Annotated in this window: 3 protein-coding genes; 2 read left to right on the top strand and 1 reads right to left on the bottom strand. The window is 62.5% G+C overall.

Features of this window, described 5'->3' with window-relative positions:
* Positions 1–602, top strand: a 602-nt coding sequence (gene bluB / locus EN935_RS42950) for a 5,6-dimethylbenzimidazole synthase (RefSeq protein ID WP_127373900.1), incomplete at its 5' end; no start/stop codon positions are given.
* Positions 603–1,527: 925 nt separating this feature from the next.
* Here bluB and EN935_RS29550 read toward each other — a convergent pair.
* Positions 1,528–2,136 (bottom strand): TetR/AcrR family transcriptional regulator, encoded by a 609-nt coding sequence (locus EN935_RS29550; protein ID WP_109662224.1) that lies wholly within the window; start codon positions 2,134–2,136, stop codon positions 1,528–1,530.
* A gap of 120 nt (positions 2,137–2,256) precedes the next feature.
* Between EN935_RS29550 and EN935_RS29545 the strand changes: the two genes are divergently transcribed.
* Positions 2,257–2,866: MFS transporter (locus EN935_RS29545; RefSeq protein WP_164771429.1), on the top strand; the 610-nt coding region annotated here is incomplete at its 3' end.

The following is a 2,866-nucleotide window of genomic DNA, read 5'->3' as shown; positions in this document are numbered from 1 at the left end:
ACGAAGAGCGGCAGGCGCTCTACCGCAAGCTCAAGCTGGAAGGCATCTGCGAAAGCGCGCTCAACATCTGTATCACCTGCGACCGGCAGCGTTCGAAGGGTTCGCCGCTGGGACGCTGGCACAATCCGGAGATGGACCTCTACAGCACCGTCTGCGCGGTGCAGAATTTCTGGCTGGCGGCGCGTGCCGAAGGCGTCGGTGTCGGCTGGGTCAGCATCATCGAGGCGCAGGCGCTGAAAGGCCTGCTGTCGATTCCCGAGCATGTGACGCCGGTCGCCTATCTCTGCGTCGGCCGTGTTTCCGAGTTCGCGCCTAAACCAGACCTCGAAACGCATGGCTGGGGACGGCGGCTGCCGCTGCCCGAGCTGATCATGAGCGAGATTTTTTGCGGCCAGGGTGAGGTGCCGCTGAAGTCAACCGTGGCGCGTCTCAACGCCGTCGATGCCGCTCCGGATCAGCGTGTCGCGCCGGCTGTACCCCAGCGCGAGCCGCCGAAGGAGGCCAGCGCCTTGTCCTTGAGCTCCCTGAACTTCGACGACGCCTCGGCCAGCCGGGCGTCCCAAGCCGGATCAGGCACCTGGCCCTCTATGGTCTTGAAATAGACCTGCATCAGGCAAGCGATGGCGAAAGGCTCGATGAACGCCGCCTTGAAGGCCCAAGCGAAGACGATGGCGAGCACGAAGGCCCAGCCTGCGAGTTGCCCAGGCATCAGGAAAAGAATGGCGCCGGCGGGCGCCAGCATCAGCAGGAAGATAACGAAGGACACGCCCCACATGATGACCGCCAGCCAGACGGCGTTCTTGACCATGACCTTGCCGTTCTGGGCATAGAGCACCACGCCTTGGCGCGCCGTCTCGAACGGCGAGGCTGAATTGATGCGGATGTTGTAGCCGAGGATGATCTCGTCGACATAGGTCAGCGACAGGCGGATCACCGTGTTGATGAAGGAGACCAGGCCGCTCAGGCCCGGAATCGGCAAGAAGGCGGCGATGCCGCCGAGCAGGCCGATGATGGCGCGGATGGCGCCCTTGACCAGCTGGTCGACGACGAAAAGGATATTGGCCTCGGCAAAGCGCTGGGTCACGATGTCCTTGGCGTAGGCGATCTGGTCCTGGCCGCCGGGAATGTCACGGCCGTCGATCAGATGGACCATGACGGCGATGTGGCCGGCCTTGACGACATAGAGGATATATTCGCGGATCCAGTAGACGGCGATCGAGACGATGCCGAAACCGACCACCCCGCCCCACAAGGCAAAGGACAGCGGCCCGTCGGGATCGGTGGAGATATGGCCGACGCCATAGCCGACGGAGGCGCCGGTGCCGGTCGCCATGATGTAGGCCAGCGTGATGCCGAAATAGACGATCATGCGAAAGACAATGAACGGCCAGGTCCGCATCATGATGGACACCGACCTGCCGATATCGAAATCCCACATGCGCCCCGAATCTCCGCTCAGAGATGGTGGCAAAGGATGAACTCAACCCGGCGATTGTCAATTGCCGGCCGTGGGTCACCGCTGGGACATCAGTTCGGTTGCGGACCCGGCCTCTTGAGCAGGCCTTCGAGCAGTTGCTTGAACGCCGTAACCACCTTCTTCGACGTCGCTTCGGGGTCGTTCGAATTGGCGATCCGTTGCGCCGCCTGACTGCTCGCACCGTTGATCAGCCGCGAGGCAGTCTCGGGATCGAGGCCGGAGACGACAACCCCCTCCTCCTGCAGCGTCGTCAGATGGCCGGCCATTGACGCGATGCACGCATTGGCATTCGGCCATTGTGCGGGATCCCCCAGCACGGCCGGACCATCCCGGAACATGATGCGCTGGATTTCCGGCTCCAGCGCCATCTCGATATAGGTTGTGCATTCGTCGACGAAATGCTGCCAGCGGGTCGGGGCCCTCGCCGCCACTTCGTTCACGCGCGCCGCCATCTCGCCGTCGATTTCTGCGATGACTGCCTGCAGCAATCCCTTCTTGTCGCCAAAATGATGATAGAGCGCGCCGCGCGTCAGCCCGGCCGATGCGGTGAAATCATCCATCGAGGCTTCGGCATAGCCGATCGTACCGAAAGCATGGCGGGCGGCCGCGATCAGCTTGGCGCGCGTCTCGGCAATCATCTCCTTGCGGGGTTTGTGCATGGCTTCTGGACCCATTCACATACGTTACGTATGCCAATTGACATACGCGGCGTATGCTCTATTTAACAATCATACGCTCCGTATGTAATTGTCGAATCGTCCTTTGTCGAGGAACCACCCATGCAAAATCCCTATTCGGAAATCTTTCGCGCCCCCGGAGCCAAGGGCTTTGCAGCCGCCGGCTTCATGGCGCGCCTGCCGATCGCCATGGCGCCGATCGGCATCGTGGCGATGCTGTCGCAGACGCGCGGCGAATACTGGCTGGCGGGTGCCGTCTCCGCGACATACGCGCTGGCCAACGCCTTCGTTGCGCCGCAGATATCGAGGCTGGTGGATCGCCTGGGCCAGACACGGATCGTGGTGCCCACCACCATCATCTCCGTACTGGCTTTCGCAGTCCTGATTGCGGCGGCCAATCAGGACTGGCCGGTATGGACGTTGTTCGTGTCGGCGTTGCTGGCCGCCGCCATGCCCAGCATGCCGGCAATGGTGCGCGCGCGCTGGACCGAGATTTTCCGCGGGCGGCCGCAGATGAACACCGCTTTCGCCTTCGAATCGGCTGCGGACGAGCTGGTCTATATTGCCGGTGCGTCGCTTTCGGTGGGTTTGAGTGCGGCGCTGTTCCCGGAAGCCGGTGTTCTGGTGAGCACGCTGTTCCTTGCCATTGGTTCGATAGCTTTCATCCTGCAGCGCTCGACCGAGCCGCAAGTGCGGCCGGTGGACCATGGCT

Source organism: Mesorhizobium sp. M7D.F.Ca.US.004.03.1.1 (assembly GCF_003998635.1).
Classification (GTDB): domain Bacteria; phylum Pseudomonadota; class Alphaproteobacteria; order Rhizobiales; family Rhizobiaceae; genus Mesorhizobium; species Mesorhizobium loti.
The sequence above is the reverse complement of the archived record's forward strand: the minus strand, read 5'-3'. Positions and strand labels throughout refer to the sequence as shown.

Coding starts and splice junctions, on each gene's coding strand:
- EN935_RS29550 (WP_109662224.1), bottom strand. CDS start 2,136: ATGCACAAACCCCGCAAGGAGATGATTGCCGAGACGCGCGCCAAGCTG.